The sequence below is a fragment of the Martelella sp. NC20 genome, assembly GCF_013459645.1.
In the GTDB taxonomy this organism is placed as follows: Bacteria; Pseudomonadota; Alphaproteobacteria; order Rhizobiales; family Rhizobiaceae; genus Martelella.
The window spans coordinates 2,351,469-2,367,037 of record NZ_CP054861.1 but is presented as its reverse complement, the minus strand read 5'-3'; the positions used below and the strand labels follow the sequence as shown (position 1 = coordinate 2,367,037).

General features: G+C 60.9%; 12 protein-coding genes, 1 tRNA gene and 4 pseudogenes. 9 read left to right on the top strand and 8 right to left on the bottom strand.

Annotated features, from left to right (window positions below; genetic code table 11):
* Positions 1-197: 197 nt before the first annotated feature.
* From HQ843_RS11370 to HQ843_RS30025, 5 genes and pseudogenes are all read right to left on the bottom strand, one after another.
* Positions 198-1,172 carry a sugar-binding transcriptional regulator gene (locus tag HQ843_RS11370; protein ID WP_246710349.1) on the bottom strand — a complete coding sequence of 325 codons (975 nt, stop codon included), beginning with the start codon at positions 1,170-1,172 and terminating at the stop codon, positions 198-200.
* A 243-nt stretch (positions 1,173-1,415) separates the two neighbouring features.
* A pseudogene (locus tag HQ843_RS11365) lies at positions 1,416-1,686 on the bottom strand (IS256 family transposase); the annotation flags it as partial.
* A 437-nt stretch (positions 1,687-2,123) separates the two neighbouring features.
* Positions 2,124-4,073: a MacB family efflux pump subunit gene (locus HQ843_RS11360; RefSeq protein ID WP_180898213.1), complete on the bottom strand. Its 1,950-nt coding sequence runs from the start codon at positions 4,071-4,073 to the stop codon at positions 2,124-2,126.
* Positions 4,074-4,076: 3 nt separating this feature from the next.
* A complete protein-coding gene (locus tag HQ843_RS11355) occupies positions 4,077-5,270 on the bottom strand; it encodes an efflux RND transporter periplasmic adaptor subunit (RefSeq protein WP_180898214.1) in 1,194 nt (397 codons plus the stop codon).
* Positions 5,271-5,539: 269 nt separating this feature from the next.
* Positions 5,540-5,664, bottom strand: a pseudogene (locus HQ843_RS30025) (IS3 family transposase); the annotation flags it as partial.
* 148 nt (positions 5,665-5,812) lie between these two features.
* On the opposite strand from HQ843_RS30025, the pseudogene HQ843_RS11350 reads away from it, so the two are divergent.
* Positions 5,813-5,971, top strand: a pseudogene (locus tag HQ843_RS11350) (IS5/IS1182 family transposase); the annotation flags it as partial.
* A 188-nt stretch (positions 5,972-6,159) separates the two neighbouring features.
* Positions 6,160-6,583, top strand: a pseudogene (locus HQ843_RS11345) (IS110 family transposase); the annotation flags it as partial.
* A 133-nt stretch (positions 6,584-6,716) separates the two neighbouring features.
* Here the strand turns inward: HQ843_RS11345 and HQ843_RS11340 are convergent.
* The 3 genes from HQ843_RS11340 to HQ843_RS11330 all read right to left on the bottom strand — a co-directional run bounded on the left by HQ843_RS11340 (position 6,717) and on the right by HQ843_RS11330 (position 8,493).
* Complete coding sequence (locus HQ843_RS11340; protein ID WP_180898215.1) at positions 6,717-6,902, bottom strand: hypothetical protein; 186 nt, start codon at positions 6,900-6,902, stop codon at positions 6,717-6,719.
* Positions 6,903-6,995: 93 nt separating this feature from the next.
* The gene (locus HQ843_RS11335) at positions 6,996-8,147 is read right to left on the bottom strand and encodes a tyrosine-type recombinase/integrase (protein WP_246710348.1); all 1,152 of its coding nucleotides are present in this window, start codon (positions 8,145-8,147) and stop codon (positions 6,996-6,998) included.
* 256 nt (positions 8,148-8,403) lie between these two features.
* A tRNA-Ser gene (locus tag HQ843_RS11330) sits at positions 8,404-8,493 on the bottom strand.
* Positions 8,494-8,748: 255 nt separating this feature from the next.
* Between HQ843_RS11330 and msrA the strand changes: the two genes are divergently transcribed.
* The 7 genes from msrA to HQ843_RS11295 all read left to right on the top strand — a co-directional run bounded on the left by msrA (position 8,749) and on the right by HQ843_RS11295 (position 15,566).
* Positions 8,749-9,399, top strand: coding sequence for a peptide-methionine (S)-S-oxide reductase MsrA (gene msrA / locus HQ843_RS11325; RefSeq protein ID WP_180898216.1), 651 nt, complete (start codon positions 8,749-8,751; stop codon positions 9,397-9,399).
* A 234-nt stretch (positions 9,400-9,633) separates the two neighbouring features.
* Positions 9,634-10,626: a BMP family lipoprotein gene (locus HQ843_RS11320; protein WP_180898217.1), complete on the top strand. Its 993-nt coding sequence runs from the start codon at positions 9,634-9,636 to the stop codon at positions 10,624-10,626.
* Between the two features lie 148 nt (positions 10,627-10,774).
* On the top strand, positions 10,775-12,280 hold the full coding sequence (locus HQ843_RS11315) for an ABC transporter ATP-binding protein (RefSeq protein ID WP_180898218.1): 1,506 nt from the start codon (positions 10,775-10,777) through the stop codon (positions 12,278-12,280).
* Between the two features lie 7 nt (positions 12,281-12,287).
* Positions 12,288-13,400 carry an ABC transporter permease gene (locus HQ843_RS11310; protein WP_180898219.1) on the top strand — a complete coding sequence of 371 codons (1,113 nt, stop codon included), beginning with the start codon at positions 12,288-12,290 and terminating at the stop codon, positions 13,398-13,400.
* A gap of 3 nt (positions 13,401-13,403) precedes the next feature.
* Positions 13,404-14,375: an ABC transporter permease gene (locus HQ843_RS11305; RefSeq protein WP_180898220.1), complete on the top strand. Its 972-nt coding sequence runs from the start codon at positions 13,404-13,406 to the stop codon at positions 14,373-14,375.
* Position 14,376: 1 nt separating this feature from the next.
* Entirely contained in the window at positions 14,377-14,775 is a 399-nt protein-coding gene (gene cdd, locus HQ843_RS11300) for a cytidine deaminase (protein WP_180898221.1), read from the top strand.
* A complete protein-coding gene (locus tag HQ843_RS11295) occupies positions 14,772-15,566 on the top strand; it encodes a purine-nucleoside phosphorylase (protein ID WP_180903486.1) in 795 nt (264 codons plus the stop codon). The genes cdd and HQ843_RS11295 overlap by 4 nt, the downstream gene beginning before the upstream one ends.
* Positions 15,567-15,569 lie beyond the last annotated feature (3 nt).

Here is a 15,569-nt window from a genome sequence, read left to right as displayed (position 1 = left end):
CGTTTCCGCTTTTCCTCGAATCGCGAAAACGATCCATCTCTTTGTTTTTGCGCAATTCCGGACGGTGAACCGGTATCCACTTCACCTGGAATTGCTCTAGAGTCTGTCAGGTTAAAATCGAACCAGACAGACTCTAGATTTATTTGTTTTCGTTTGTCTTTTCGGGAAAACCGGATTCCACTTTTCCCTGACAAACTCTAGCGTGGTCCGGCCATCAGCGCTCGGGCCACGGATTCATTCGTTGCAAGCCGGTTGACGTAGCCGCCACGCAGGATCGCCCGGATGATCTGCACCTTCTCGATGCCGCCTGAAACCAGCATGGACATCGGCTTGAGCTTCATCTTCTCGGGGCTGAGCGCCATAATCGAGTCATTCAGGAAATGATCGACCGGTTGCCCCTGCGCATCCAGGAAACAGCCCAGGAATTCGCCGACGGCGCCCCGTTTCAGGATCTCATCCAGATTATCCTTCACGACCCTGATCTGCGTCAGCGTCGTGTCCTCGGCAAGCCAGCCGCAAGAGGCGATGCCGAGATCCGCGATCTCGGTTCGGGCCAGTACATCCGTCAGTTCATCGATCAGGAGCAGCGCCTCGCGGCTTTCGGGCGAAGCACAATAGAGCGGCGCTGTCAGATAGTGGCATTCGATGCCCAGCTTGCGGGCAAAGCTCGTCGCCACCTCGAAGGTGTTGGTCCCGGACGAGCGCGTGGCGCCGCCGGTCAGGCCGACGACCCAACTGTTAGCATGGGGGCGCGCGTTGAGACGGCGCACGGCAAAGCTGAGCGTACGGCCTGTTGCGATACCGATCCCCAGATCTCGGCGCTCTATCAGGCTGCCGGCCATCGAACCGGCCGCCTCCCCGATCACCCGTTTCTGTTCCAGAAAATCCGGCACGTCGGGAACCACCGTGGCTTCGGCAAGGCCGTAACGTTCGGCAACGGCCTCGGCCAGCGCAATGCAGCCGCTGAGCGGCAGCTTGACATCGATCTGGACCTCGCCATTCTCGCGCACCTGACCGATGATCCTGTTCACCCGCAGCCTGGTCATGTTCATCCGGGCCGCGATTTCCTGCTGGGTCAGTCCGCCCACGAAGTAGAACCAGGCCACGCGCGCGCGCTCAAGCTGTTCCGGAAGGCTTTCGTTCGGATCGTCCACGCTCGTTTCATCCATCATTCTGGTCGGTTATCCGATCGTTCAACAAGACCAAACCGAGATTTGGCCCATATAGGAGGGTCAGCGTTGAAAGAACAATATAAGATGTCGGGTTGCAAGGTAACCGCGAAGCTGTGGCCGTTTATCTCTGGGAGGTGCAGGGAATGAGGCCGATGTCGCGGTCGGTCCAACCACTGTTTTTACCCTAGGCAGGGTGGACGGATTGCCGCAGTTTGAAGAAATGGGGCCGGATGGATTGTGCTATGAGAGGCGCATGCCAACCTGAAAGCCGGCCAGTTCCTTCCTGCCTTCCGGCAGCGCGCCGATGACGACCGGCATGAGAGGCGGCATCGTCCTCCATGCGCGCCTGGAGATAGACACCATCGGCCCGGATGTAGACGTAGCGGCGCGCGCAGGGATCGCGATACTGCCAGCGATCATGGTCGGCCCGCCACTCCTCTTTCAGCCGTCCGATCAACGGCGACAGGTTCGGCGCGTCCTTACCGAGCAACGCGGCAAGCGCCTCCTGGAAGTCGCTTTCGGGAAGCTGGGGCTCCATGCTCGCCAGAGCGGTCATATTTTGCCGATCACTATGCCGTTAAATTCTTCTTTTCAAACAAAGTGATAGTTATCAGACGAAACAATCGCTTTGCCGGTTTTATTGCCGGTTTCGGTTGCGGCCATATTTCTGGGTTACAACCAGACTTTTCGCACCACATGCATCCCCTGGAACGTCGTGTTTGCCAATCTCGCAAAGCGTGGCATCTGTCGATATGGAGCGGCATCATGCCGTCAACAGGAGCCATAATGACAAGAAGACTGAATAAATGGAGTAGGGGCCACGGCTACGACACGATCTTGCGAACCCCTCGAAATATATCCGTCACCACTTTCGTGCCGTGCCGCACGGAAAGGGTGGCATTTCATGCCTTTTTGGCGAACGCCTTGTTCTGAACCTTTGAGCAAGCCGCTTCATTCACCCGAGAGCGCCGCCACCGGATCCAGTTTCGATGCACTCCGGGCCGGAAGATAGCCGAATGTGACGCCGATCAGTGTCGAACAGATCACCGCCACGATGATCGACCCGGGCGAATAGAGCACGGAGAAGCCGGAGCTCAGCGCGGTCAGCAGGCTGCCGAAGCCGAGCGCTGCCGCGATCCCGAGGCAGCCGCCGATCAGGCAGACGATGATGGCCTCGATCAGGAACTGAAGCAGGATATCGCTGCGCCGCGCGCCAACCGCCATACGCACGCCGATTTCCGAGACCCGTTCGGAAACCGAGACCAGCATGATGTTCATCACCCCGATGCCGCCAACCACGAGCGAGATGACCGCGATCGCCGTGATCAGCAGCGCCAGCGTTGACGCGGTGCTGGTGATTGTCTGGCGGATATCGTCTGTGTTGAGGATATAGAAATCCTGGGTGCCGTGCCGTTGCGTCAAGAGTTCCGTCACGGCGTTTTCGGCTTCACGCATGTCATAGCTGTCATCGACCTGAAGAATGACGCTGCGCAGCGTCGTCTCTCCGAGGAAGCGTGTCTGGACGGCGGTGTAGGGCATGTAGAGGGAGAGATTGCCGCTCGAACCGAACCCGGTCTGACTGGCTTTCACCACGCCGATGACCCGTGCCGGAACGTTGCCGGCCAGAATGACCTTGCCGATCGGATCCTCGCCCGCCGCAAACAATGTGTCGCGCGTATCGCTGTCGATGACGACATCCTGCGAGCGGGCCCTGACGGCTGCCTGGTTGAAAAGGCTGCCTTCCTCGAGTTCAAGCGCCCTGGCCTTGAAATACTGCGCGCCGACGCCATTGACGAGCGCATTGGACTCCGTCGATCCGTAACGAACTGTCGCGGCGCGCGAGACGGTCGGCGTGACGGCGGCGGCATAGGGTTGGTTGGAGAGCGCGACGGCGTCGTTGACGACCAGCGTGGTGATCTTGCCGGCGCGGACATCACCGATGGTCTTGCCCGCGAAGATCTCCAGCGTATTAGTGCCGAGACTGGATATGTTTTCCAGAACCGTTGACTGCGCCCCCTGTCCGATGGCGACCACGCTGACCACCGAGGCGATGCCGATGATGATGCCGAGCATGGTGAGAAAGCTTCTGAGCTTGTGCGCCCACATGGCGACAAGCGCCATCTGGAAGGCCTCCGAAAGCGCCGCGCCGAAGCGGAACGACGATCTCCTCTGGCGGGGCTTGCGGGTCTCGCTCCCTGCCGGGCGGCTTGCCGGACGCGTGATCGTGTCGGCCGTGATCTGGCCATCGGCGATCTCGATGATCCGCGCGGCACGGCTTGCCACTTCCGGATCGTGGGTCACGATGATGACGGTGTGACCTTCGACATTGAGCTCCTCGAGAATCTCGAGGACGTCATTCCCGCTGCGCGAATCGAGCGCGCCGGTCGGCTCGTCGGCAAGGATCACATTGGCGCCATTCATCAGGGCGCGGGCAATGGAAACGCGCTGCTGCTGGCCGCCGGACAATTGCCCCGGGCGATGCCCGGTGCGGTCTGCCATGCCGAGCCGCGTCAGCAACGCCGCCGCGCGCTCGCGCCGCGACAATGATGAGGTTCCGGCATAGATCGCGGGAATTTCGACATTGCCGACCGCACTCAATTCGGGCAGCAGATGGTAACGCTGGAAGATGAAGCCGAAATGCTCGCGGCGCTGTGCCGCCAGCTCATCGCTGTCGAGGCTGGAAACCGCGCGCCCGGCGATCCGGTATTCGCCGGCGGTCGCCCTGTCGAGGCAGCCGAGAATGTTCATCAGCGTCGACTTGCCGGATCCCGAAGAGCCGATAATGGCCACCATCTCGCCTTCCTCGATATCGAGGGTGACGCCCTTGAGCGCTTCGATCTCTTCGTCGCCGGCCCGGAAGGCGCGGCAAACTCCAGAAAGACTGATAAGGGGTGCGTTCATGGATCAAAACCCCATCGGCGGACGGGGCGTGTCTTCGCGATCACCGCTCGCATCGCCGCCGCCGGTGGCGATGCGGTCGCCCTCGCTGAGGCCGGATTTCACTTCAACCCTGACGCGGTTGTCGAGACCGATCTCGATCCGGGCCGGCGTGATCTTGCCGGCGTCGTCCAGCACTTGAACCGTGTAGCGTCCGTCGCCATCGGGCGTTCCGAGAACCGACGAGGGGATGGTCAGCACATTGCTGGCCGTGCCGAGCACGATCTCGACCTCCGCGGTCATGTAGGTCTTGAGCGTTCCATCGTCGTTTGGAACGGTGAACACGCCGTTATAGTAGACGGCTTCCGACGAGGACGAACTGGTTGACGAGGATGTCGAGAAACTCGAGTCGGTCTTGACCGATTCAGGCGCCGGCTCGATGGATTCGAGCGTCGAACGGTAGACCGTGTCGGGATCGCCGAACACGGTAAAGGTGACGGGCATGCCGGGTGAAACCTTGGTGATGTCCGCCTCGGAAATTTCCGTGCGCACCGTCATCCTGTCAAGCTGGCCGAGAACGACGATGGTCGGGGCCGACTGCGTCGCGTTCACCGTCTGGCCCTCCTGGCTGACGATGGCGAGCACCGTGCCGTCGCTGGGCGCGGTGATCCTGGTGTAGCCGAGATTGACCTTCGCCGTGTCGACGGCAACCTCGGCCTCGACGATGGCTGCCCGGATCGCCGCAATCTGAGCGGTGGTGACGTCGACTTCGGCAAGCGCACTTTCGTAGTCGGCGCGGGTTCCCGTGTTCTTGTTGAACAGTTCCGTGTAACGCTCGAGTTTCTGCTGGTTGAGCTTTAGCGTCGCCTGTTTCTCCTGAAGCTGCGCCCTGGCGTTGTCCAGTGCCGCCTGGGCGGTGCGAAGGGCATTTTCCTGGGTGCCGGAATCGATCTCGGCGATCAGGTCTCCCTGCCTGACCGTCTCGCCGAGCTTTACGGCCACATGGGTGATGCGGCCGGACGCCTGGGCCCCGACGGCGACGAGGCGAACGGGTTTCACGATGCCCGTGGCAAGCACGGTCTCCTCGATATCGCCGCGCGTGACGGCCGTTGTCGCCGGCAGTTGCCCCTTCGGCGCCTCATACCGGTTCCAGAGCCAGTAGCCTGCGCCGCCGAGAACGACGAGGACGAAAACGATGGTTGCGATTGTGCGGGATTTCATCTCGGGACCTTCGGTTTGCGGCGGGAGCGCCCAACGACGCTTCATCGTCTTATTACAGGACCGCGGGGTAGCCCGATATCAGACAGATCAATTTGCGACGTGGCGTGAACCGTTTTTAGCCGGATGTTTCCGGCGCGATGAAGGCAGAATGCCCGGGATACGGCCCTGCAGCGGATATTATTTTCGGCGCGCCGGGAAAGCGACGCGCTTATTGACGCACTACCATATTCCCGCCGTCCGTGAAAAACCGAAAGCGGCGCCCATCGATGATAAGAAATCATCGCTTGCACGGGCGGACGAGCGCGGATTAAGCAAAATAGGCGGATGCCCTGCGCAAGATCTCGTTCGCCTGCCGCAGCTCCCGTTTCTCGCATTCCAGAGCCTTCATCTTCTCCGCAACGCCGCTGAGCAAGCAGGTTCGTCTGCCGCCAACCACCTCAACCTTCTTCGCCCATTCATTGGGTGAATGTGCGGAAAAGAAGCTGCCTTCGCATAGCCGACAAAACATTGCCCGTGTTCCGGTTTAAAGTGTAAATCGACAGCGCCGATGGGTTGTTGAACGCACCTTCGCCTGACGCGGATGATGCCGCCGGCTGGCGAAGGATTGGGAAAGGTGCATCGAAAGCTCCGCCGCATGGATCAACATCGCCAGCATCAGGGTAATGACGCGAAGGCTCGCAAGGTATTATTTCCCATCATGAGCTTTCGAATCGGGCTCTGAGTCACGCTTCGGAAGAACGGCACGCTATTGTAAGACAATTTCCAGACAAACGGCGCCTGTCTAGACTAAATGTTCGCCTTGGGACCGGGTGACCCGTCTCACACTATGCCGGTATCGAGGGTTGCGTAAGTTAACCTCACACAGAGCCTCATGCATAGGAGACGGGCCATGGACTATGGTATCACGTATGTCGGTTTGGATGTTCACAAAGAGACGATCACGGTGGCACTTGCCGATGGTGGTGGGCGCGGCGATGTGCGTGCATTCGGCCAGATCGCAAATACCCCCCGCCGCTCTGGCACGTATGCTGTCGAAGCTGTCGCGGCCAGGGCGGACGCTGAAGTTTTGCTACGAAGCGGGCCCCTGCTGCTATGGCATTCAACGGCAACTGTCTGCCGCAGGTCATGACTGCGTGGTCGTTGCCCCCTCATTGATCCCTCGAAAGCCGGGCGATCGGATCAAGACAGACCGTCGGAATGCCAACAATCTGGCAAGGCTTCATCGCGCTGGAGAACTGAGCGCCGTCTGGATCCCCGATCCCGCCCACGAGGCGATGCGCGATCTGGTTCGCGCGCGCCTGACCGTCTGCAAGCAGCCCTCGAAACCGTCGCCGCGCTCATAGCAGACGACCCCGTCTACATCCCGATCTTCGAACGCCTGGAGCATGAGATAGAGCTGGAGCTCAGCCGCAACGATGCACTGGCCCGCGCCCGCGCTGTTCTGCGTCAGAGAGAAAGGGAACTCAGCAAACCCTGAACATGTTCGAGGCTGGCGCCCTGACCATAACGTTTCCTGTTCAAAGAGTGCCCCATCAGGTCGCGACGGATACACTCATCCAAGCCTACGGCAAGCATGCGGTCTTCGAAGCTATGGCCGAGTCCGTCGGAGATGTGCACCGCCGTTTCGGTCAATTCGCTCTCCCGCGGATACTTTGAACGCTGCAACGGCCTCAGGAAGGAAAGAACATCGAACAGCGCCGTGAACCATGTTCGGAACTTGCTCGCTCAAAATGACAGCGGCTGAAGCAGATCACTCATCTGCTCCAGGCTCGCGCCCGCGCCGTACCGTTCCCGATTGAGGGTATGGCCCATCAGATCACGCCGGATGCGCTCGTCAATACCGGCGGCAAACATGCGGTCCTCGAAGGAATGCCTCAGGCAATAAAGCGTGTGCGCCGGTGTTTCGCACAAGCCGTTTTCCCTGAGAAACTTGTTAATTGTACCGCTCAGGCCCGCAGAGCGCTTCCGATATCTTCCAAAACCATCCGGAAACTGCCTCATGGCCTCAAGAGAAACACCCAGCAAGGGTATGGTACGCTTGGCATTGCCACTCTTCAGCTTCCGACCGATCGGCTTGATCGAAATGTGCGGAATATCGGCATCAAGATGAATCTCACCGGGCGTCAGCCCTGCGAGTTCGCTTGGTCTCGCTCCGGTATTGATCATGGCGAGAAAGATGGCGCGCGCCTCATCATTCAACCCGTCAAGCGCTCCGGGTCGCAACAATTGATCCCTGATCCACCCATTTGAGAAAGGCGGCCGCGTTTTGGCCTCACCGGATTTAAGCGCGATATCCGTCAGCGGCAGAACCAGGCCCAATCTCTTCATGTTGTTCACTGTCTTGAGCACGTCGCCGAGGTGGGTGAAGTCCTTGTTGGCTGTGTCGGGTGACATGCCCTCAATATCGACGCGTTCGACCCACCACGCCCGAAAATCCAGCATCACGTCGCCGGAGATTTCGTTGATGGGAAGATTTCCACAAACGCCGATGAAGTTCCTGATGGCCTTGATCCGCGGGTTGCGCCAGCGGTGCAATTGATCTTCACTTTTGCCGACTGCTCTGTCCTTTGCCAGCGACCAGTAAAGCTCAAGGGCACGCTCGACCGTGATGAGCGGCTCGGTAACGCCGCCCAGCAATGCAGCTGTCTCCCGTGGCGCGTGCCGTTCCTCTGCGGTGGTTTCAATCCGTTCCAGAAGCTCAGTTCTGGGGAGTTGGGCAACTTTCTCGACCGTCAGATAGCGGTAACCACGCCGCTGGGCCAATTCGGCCGCTGCCTGAAACCGCGCTTCCGCATCATCGCTATCACCAGCAAGCCGAGCTTCCCAGGCCTCGATCTGCTCGGCCCAGATGAGAGGTTCCTTGAACTTTGCCTGCATCTCGGAATCGGTGTGCAGGCTGAGCCAGACCTAGCTCCGTGTTTCGACCGGCGCAAACCGCTTCGGGACCCGTCGCCGGATATAGAATATCGATCCTCTCAACATAAGCGGCATCGCATGCTCCCATCAGAAAATATGGAGCGATATGTGTAGCATATTGTGTAGCGAAACCGAAGAACGTCAAAAGGAAGTCGGAGATTTAAAGGTTTAAGTTATTGATATAAATATAAAAAATAAACTAGCTGGGCAGATTGAATGGCGGACAGAGAGGGATTCGAACCCTCGATACGGTTTCCCGTATACACACTTTCCAGGCGTGCGCCTTCAACCACTCGGCCACCTGTCCGTCTAACGCCGTCATCGGAGGAACCGAGCGGCGGGAACGGCGCGATATATACCGATGAAGGCGTGATGATCAACCCGAATTTGTCAGTTTCTTGAAATGATCCCAACCGGCGGACGAATGTCCGCGCCCAGCAAGCCCGCTGCGGAACCGGAACTTGTGCCGGATCGTTTCGATGCTTATCTAATATGCATCTGTCGCCGTCGTTCCGCGACGGAGGAAAAGCGGAACCGGCGCACTCGTTCAAAGGAGAATCAGATGTTTCTCTCGACCCTCAAAAAGGAAAAGACCACGCTGCCGACGGCCGGGACGGCGCTTCCCGGTCGCGCCGAGCCGATTGCGACGGCCCGCGAGCACTTCGTCAATGGAAGGCCGCTCGCTCCGCCCTATCCCGGTCATCTCAAGGAAGTGATGCTCGGCATGGGCTGCTTCTGGGGCGCGGAGCGGCTTCTGTGGCAGACGCCCGGCGTCCATGTGACCGTTGCCGGCTATTCCGGCGGGATCACCCCCAACCCGACTTATGAGGAAACCTGCACCGGGCTGACCGGCCATGCCGAAGTGGTGCGGGTGGTCTACGATCCGCGCCAGGTAAGCCTCGAGCAATTGCTCGCGATCTTCTTCGAGGCCCATGACCCGACCCAGGGGATGCGCCAGGGCAATGATATCGGCACCACCTATCGCTCCGCGATCTACCTCGAGGACGAGGACGACCTGAAGCTTGCCGAAAGCGTGCGCGACCGTTTCCAGTCCGCCCTGAAGGAGAACGGCCGCGGCGATGCGATCACCACGGAAATCGCAAAGGCCGGCGCATTCTATCCGGCCGAAGACTACCACCAGCAATACCTGGCGAAGAACCCGGCAGGCTATTGCGGCCTCAGGGGCACCGGCGTTTCCTGCCCGGTCGGCTGATCGCTCGCGAGAGGTGACATCGACATTGCCGGAAGGGAGCGCTCGCGCTCCCTTTTCGTTTGCCCTGCCGCATGGATGAGCACCGCCCGTTTTTTACCCTTCGGGCAAATTTTGTGGTGAAATTTTGTTTGAGCCGTGCAACCATGAGCGCAGGGCCGGCCATTGCGCGCCGGCAACCTTCCCGGACAAGGACCGGGATCTCAGGGTTTCACGCACAGGGAACAGAGCTGCGATATGAAAAAGACCATTTTGAGCCTTATGGCTGTAGCCGCAATGTCGACCACCGCGCTCGCCGCAGACTTCAAGCCGGCGCTGGTCTACGGCACCGGCGGCAAGTTCGACAAGTCCTTCAATGAATCCGGCTATAACGGCGCGGAAAAATTCAAGACCGAGACCGGTGTCGAATACCGCGATTTCGAACCCACCGGCGATGCCCAGGGCGAACAGGCGATCCTGAACTTCGCATCGATGGGCTTCAACCCGATCGTCGCTCTGTCGTTCGCCTGGAAATCGGCCGTCGAAAAAATCGCCCCGCAGTTTCCCGATACCCAGTTCTACATCGTCGATGACGTCGTCGAAGCCCCGAATGTCCAGTCCATCGTCTTCAAGGAAGAAGAAGGCTCCTATCTCGTCGGCCTTCTGGGCGCGATGAAATCCGAAACTGGCACGGTCGGCTTTGTCGGCGGCATGGATATCCCGCTGATCCACAAATTCGGCTGCGGTTACGCCCAGGGCGCCCATGCGGCCGATGAGAACGTCAAGGTTATCCAGAACATGGTCGGCACCACGGGTGCTGCCTGGAACGACCCGGTCAAGGCCGGCGAACTCACCAAGAACCAGATGGACCAAGGCGCCGATGTGATCTACGCGGCAGCCGGCGCCTCTGGCCTCGGCGTGCTGCAGGCCGCCGCCGATGCCGAGAAATATTCGATCGGCGTCGATTCCAACCAGAATTACGTCCATCCGGGCTCGGTTCTGACCTCGATGGTCAAGCGCGTCGACAACGCCGTCTACGAGGCTTTCAAGGGCACGCAGGACGGTACGTTCGAGCCCGGCGTCAACAGCCTCGGCGTGGCCGAGAACGGCGTCGGCTGGGCCTATGACGACGACAACAAGCCGCTGATCACCGACGAGATGATGGCCGCCGTCGAAAAGGCGAAGGAAGGCATCATCTCCGGTGAGATCGAGGTGCACGACTACGCCGTCGACAATACCTGCCCCAATTGATCTGAACCTCGCCGGGCGTCTGCTGATCAGCCGACGCCCGGCTTTTCAATTCCGGCCGGCGCTCCCGCCTGCAATCCGGCAGCACCCGCCTCCGGCGAACGTCTTTCCACAAGGGCTACGGCAACCACCTGTTGGAGTACAAGAGCATTTGAGCCCCGCGATCGAACTCATCGGCATCGACAAAAGCTTTGGCCCGGTCCGCGCCAACAAGGACATCAACCTCACGGTTGAAAAGGGCACGATCCACGGCATTATCGGCGAAAACGGGGCCGGCAAATCGACCCTGATGTCGATCCTCTATGGCTTCTATCAGGCCGATCAAGGCGAAATCAGAGTCAATGGCGAAAAACTGGTGATCACCGACACCGATGTCGCGATCGATGCCGGCATCGGCATGGTGCATCAGCATTTCATGCTGGTGGAGGATTTCACCGTGCTGGAAAACCTCATGCTCGGCGCCGAGGGCGGCCCGTTGCTGGCGAAGGGCGCGGGCAACGCCCGCAAGGAACTGAAGCGGCTTGAAAGCGAATACGGCCTGGAGGTCGATCCCGACGCGGTGATCGAAGAATTGCCGGTCGGCCTGCAGCAGCGCGTCGAAATCCTGAAGGCGATGTTTCGCGGCGCCGAAATCCTGATCCTGGATGAACCGACCGGGGTGCTGACGCCGTCGGAAGCCGATCACCTGTTCCGGATCCTCGGCATGCTGCGCGACCAGGGCAAGACCGTTATCCTGATCACCCACAAGCTGCGCGAGATCATGGCGATCACCGACAAGGTCTCCGTCATGCGCCGCGGCGAGATGGTGGCGACGCGCAACACCGCCGAGACGACGGTGGAGGAACTCGCCGAACTGATGGTCGGCCGCCGCGTGCTGCTGCGCGTGGAAAAGGGCGCGGCCAATCCGGGCGAGGTCGCGCTTTCGGTGCGCAATCTCACCGTTCACGACGGGCGCGGCGTGCCGATGGTCAAGAACGTCTCCTTCGATGTCCGCAAGGGCGAGATCGTGGGGATCGCCGGCGTGGCCGGCAACGGCCAGTCGGAGCTGCTGGAGGCGCTTTCAGGCATCCGCAAACCGCATTCCGGCGAAATCTGGATCGATGGCAGGAAGATCGATCATGCCGATCCCGCCCGGTTCCGGCACGAAGGCGTTGCCCATATTCCCGAGGATCGCCACCATATGGGGCTGATCCTGCCGTTCGAGGAACGCGAAAACAGTATTCTCGGTTATCATCACCTTGAGAAATACGGCCGCGCCGGGGTTCTGGACCGTCAGGCGATCCTCGATGACGCCCGCGAGAAGATCGAGAAATACGATATCCGCCCGCCCAATCCGTTGCTGAAGACCGCCAATTTTTCCGGCGGCAACCAGCAGAAGATCGTGGTCGCCCGCGAAATCGAGCGCGATCCGGAGATCCTGCTTGTCGGCCAGCCGACCCGCGGCGTCGATATCGGCGCGATCGAATTCATCCACAGCCGCATCATCGATATGCGCGACAGCGGCAAGGCGGTGCTGCTCGTATCCGTGGAACTTGACGAGATCCGCGCCCTTGCCGACCGCATCCTGGTGATGTTCGTGGGCGAGATCGTCGGAGAAACCACGCCGACGGCGGACGAACAGAAACTCGGCCTGATGATGGCCGGGATAGCATCTTGAGGTCGACATGAGCGCCGCCAACACGCCCCTGCCCTCCTGGGTCACCTTCCTGCTGATGCCGCTGCTCAACCTCGCCACGGCGCTGGTGATCTCCGGCATCGTCATCTGGCTGATCGGCCAGAACCCGTTCGAGGCGCTCGGCATTCTGATCAACGGCGCGCTCGGCAACGGCATGGGCATCGGCTTCACGCTGTTTTACGCCACCAATTTCATTTTCACCGGGCTTTCGGTGGCGATGGCCTATCACGCCGGCCTGTTCAATATCGGCTCCGAGGGCCAGGCCTATGTCGGCGGGCTCGGCTGCGCGCTGGTGGCGCTGGCGCTCGACCGGTATGTGCCGTGGTATGTGACCATGCCCTTTGCCGTTCTGGGCGCCGGCATTTTCGGCGCGGCCTGGGCCTTCATTCCGGCATGGCTTCAGGCCAAACGCGGCAGCCATATCGTGATCACCACGATCATGTTCAATTTCATCGGCGCGGCGCTGATGGTCTATCTGCTCGTGCATGTGCTGAAACCCGCCGGCGCGATGTCGCCGGAAACGCGCGGCTTTGCCCCGGGCGGCCAGCTTCCGAACCTCGACTGGCTGATGGCGATGTTCGGGTCCAGACTTGGCCCCGCACCGCTCAACGTCTCCTTCATCATCGCGCTCGTCATGTGCGCCGCCGTCTGGTTCCTGATCTGGCGCACCAAGTTCGGCTATTCGGTGCGCGCGCTCGGCATGAGCAAGACGGCCGCGACCTATGCCGGCATTCCCTATGCCCGCACGGTGATCATCACCATGCTGTTGTCCGGCGCGCTTGCCGGCATGATGGCGCTCAACGTGGTGATGGGCTCGGCTGACCGGCTTCAGGTCGAATTCGTCGGCGGGGCGGGCTTTGTCGGCATCGCCGTCTCGCTGATGGGCCGCAACCATCCGCTCGGCATCCTGCTGGCGGCGATCCTGTTCGGCATTCTCTATCAGGGCGGCGCGCAGGTGTCGTTCATGATGCCGCAGATCACCCGCGACATGATCGTCATGATCCAGGGTCTCGTCATCCTGTTTGCGGGCGCGCTGGAATTCCTCTACCGGCCGGCGCTGGTCAAGGTGTTTTCCAGACGACAGATGGCGGCGGGGGCCTGAGCGATGCAGAGCATTGACATCATCATCGGCATGCTGGGCTCGACCATCCGCCTGTCCATTCCTCTGATCTTCACGGCGCTTGCGGGTCTGTTTTCGGAACGCTCCGGCATTTTCGATATCGGGCTCGAAGGCAAGATGCTGGCCTCGGCCTTCGCCGCCGCCGTCGTTGCCTATTACACCGGCTCGCCCTGGCTCGGGCTTCTCGGCGGCATCGCAATCTCGATCGTGTTCAGCCTTGTCCACGGCTACGCCTCGATCACCGCGCGCGGCAACCAGATCGTCTCGGGCGTTGCACTCAATTTCGTGGCGGCTGGGCTGACGGTGGTGCTCGGCAACGCCTGGTTCCGCCAGGGCGGGCGCACGCCGCAGCTTGAAAACAGCGCTCGCTTTACCGAAATCGATCTTCCGGGCGCGGAGGCGGCAAGCCAGATGGGCTTTTTCGGCCAGCTCTATTCGGATGTCATTTCCGGCAACAACATCCTTGTCTATATCGCGTTTGCGACCGTGCCGATCGTCTGGTGGGTGGTCTACAAGACCCGCTTCGGCCTGCGCCTGCGCGCCGTTGGCGAGAACCCGGGCGCGGTCGATACCGCCGGCATCTCGGTGACCTGGCTTCGCTACCGCGCGGTGATCCTCGCCGGCCTGCTCTGCGGGTTTTCCGGCACTTATCTGGCAATCGCGCAATCGGCCTCGTTCATCAACAACATGTCGGCGGGCAAGGGCTATATCGCGCTTGCGGCGCTGATCTTCGCCAAGTGGAAGCCGGTCCCGGTGATGTTTGCCTGCCTGCTGTTCGGCTTTCTCGACGCGTTTTCCAATTTCATGCAGGGCAAGTCGATGCCGCTGATCGGCGAGGTGCCGGTGCAGGTGTTCCAGGCCATGCCCTATATCCTCACCTGCGTGCTGCTGGCGGGCTTCATCGGCACCGCCCGCCCGCCGAGGGCCGGCGGCGTGCCCTATACCAAGGAGCGGTAAATTGACCAAGCCAGCCGATCTGTTCGAGGCCGCGCGCGCGGCAAGCGCCAGATCCTATTCGCCCTATTCGAAATTCCCGGTGGGCGCGGCGATCCTCGCCGATGACGGCGCGGTCTATGCCGGCGCCAATGTCGAGAACCTCGCCTATCCGGAAGGGATCTGCGCCGAGGGCGTCGCGATCGGCCACATGGTGATGGGCGGCGGGCGCAGGATCAGGGCGGTTGCCGTCTACGCGCCGCGTCTGGCGCTGTGCACGCCCTGCGGCGGGTGCCGCCAGAAGCTTGCCGAATTTTCCGCCGCCGATGCCGAGGTCTATCTGTGCGATGACGCCGGCGTGCGCGAAACCGTGACCGTCGGCGCGCTGCTGCCCCATGCCTTCTTCACCGAGGACATCGGATGAGCGAGGCGGCGCTCCTGCTGAAAGACGCGCTTGGCGACCTCTCCCCGGGCCATGCCATCGTGCTCGGCTCCGGCCTTGGCGGGCTTGCCGACGAGATCGAGAACCCGAGGCGCTTTGCGTTTTCCGAACTGCCGGGTTTTCCGGTCGGCGCGGTCAGCGGCCATCAGGGCAGCCTGATCGCCGGCACGCTTGCCGGTACCCCCGTGATCGTGCTTTCCGGACGGGTCCACTATTATGAACAGGGCGATGCGGCGGCCATGCGCCTGCCGCTCGAAACCCTTGCAGCGCTTGGGGTCGAAAACCTGCTCCTCACCAATGCCGCGGGATCGCTGCGCGAGGACATGCCGCCCGGCTCGGTGATGCTCCTGACCGACCATATCAACTATTCCGGCATGAACCCGCTGATCGGCGAGAATTCCGACCGGCGGTTCACGGGAATGAGCCACGCCTATGACCGCGAACTCGGCGACGCCATGCGGCGGGCGGCGGCCGATCTCGATATAATACTTGCGGAAGGCACATATATGTGGTTTTCAGGACCGAGTTTCGAAACACCGGCGGAAATTCGCATGGCCCGGATCCTGGGCGCCGACGCGGTTGGCATGTCGACGGTCCCCGAGGTCATCCTGGCGCGCTTTCTGGGTCTGAAGGTCGCCGCGGCTTCCGTCATCACCAATTTCGGGGCCGGAATGAGCCAGGGTGAACTTGGCCATGAGGAAACCAAGGAAATGGCGCCGGTCGGCGGCCGCAAGCTGGCGGCCATTGTCAAACGCGCGATCGGCAGGGGGTAAGCC

Coding starts and splice junctions, on each gene's coding strand:
- msrA (WP_180898216.1), top strand. CDS start 8,749: ATGTTTCTCTCGACCCTCAAAAAGGAAAAGACCACGCTGCCGACGGCC.
- HQ843_RS11360 (WP_180898213.1), bottom strand. CDS start 4,073: ATGAACGCACCCCTTATCAGTCTTTCTGGAGTTTGCCGCGCCTTCCGG.
- HQ843_RS11355 (WP_180898214.1), bottom strand. CDS start 5,270: ATGAAATCCCGCACAATCGCAACCATCGTTTTCGTCCTCGTCGTTCTC.
- HQ843_RS11320 (WP_180898217.1), top strand. CDS start 9,634: ATGAAAAAGACCATTTTGAGCCTTATGGCTGTAGCCGCAATGTCGACC.
- HQ843_RS11335 (WP_246710348.1), bottom strand. CDS start 8,147: ATGCAGGCAAAGTTCAAGGAACCTCTCATCTGGGCCGAGCAGATCGAG.
- HQ843_RS11310 (WP_180898219.1), top strand. CDS start 12,288: ATGAGCGCCGCCAACACGCCCCTGCCCTCCTGGGTCACCTTCCTGCTG.
- HQ843_RS11305 (WP_180898220.1), top strand. CDS start 13,404: ATGCAGAGCATTGACATCATCATCGGCATGCTGGGCTCGACCATCCGC.
- HQ843_RS11370 (WP_246710349.1), bottom strand. CDS start 1,172: ATGATGGATGAAACGAGCGTGGACGATCCGAACGAAAGCCTTCCGGAA.
- HQ843_RS11295 (WP_180903486.1), top strand. CDS start 14,772: ATGAGCGAGGCGGCGCTCCTGCTGAAAGACGCGCTTGGCGACCTCTCC.